The sequence below is a fragment of the Pseudomonas sp. 30_B genome, assembly GCF_017491605.1.
Lineage (GTDB): Bacteria > Pseudomonadota > Gammaproteobacteria > Pseudomonadales > Pseudomonadaceae > Pseudomonas.
Window position 1 is genome coordinate 1 of sequence record NZ_JAFGYY010000129.1, and the last position, 566, is coordinate 566.

Sequence of the window (566 nt, forward strand, 5' to 3'; positions counted from 1 at the left end):
CCTACGGCGGCTTCACGCATCCGGCCTGCAAGCTGTTGACGCTGCACGGCACGCCGGAGCAAAAGGCGCTGCGCGGGCCCCTGCTGCGCTACGACTGGGATGCGTGCTTCTGCGCGACCGAGCCGCAGGCGGGCTCGGACATGACGGCCGTGCGCACGGTCGCGACGCCGCTTGGCGACGGCGTCTACGCGGTGACGGGCGAGAAGGTCTACATCTCGGCCGGCATGCACGACCTGACCGAGAACACGCTGTACTTCGTGCTCGGCCGCATCGGCTCGACGGCGCCCGATTCGTTCTCGCTGTCGTGCCTGATCGTGCCGCGCTTCTGGCGCGACGACGCGACGGGCAAGCTCGAATCGAACCACGTCGAATGCGTCGCGTTGCCGCGCAAGATGGGGCTGAACGGCTGCGCGAACGCGCACCTCGTGTTCGGCCGCAGCGGCACGACGCGCGCGCATCTGCTCGGCAACCGCAGGAACGTCGGGCTGCTGCAGCTCGTGCCGCTGATGAACCAGGCGCGCATGGGCACGGGGCTCTTCGGCATCGGCGTCGCGTCGAGCGCGTAC

1 protein-coding gene is annotated in these 566 nt (G+C 69.6%); it reads left to right on the plus strand.

Features of this window, described 5'->3' with window-relative positions:
- A partial coding sequence (locus tag J5M67_RS27565) for an acyl-CoA dehydrogenase family protein (RefSeq protein WP_207888560.1) occupies window positions 1–566 on the plus strand: 566 nt, incomplete at both ends.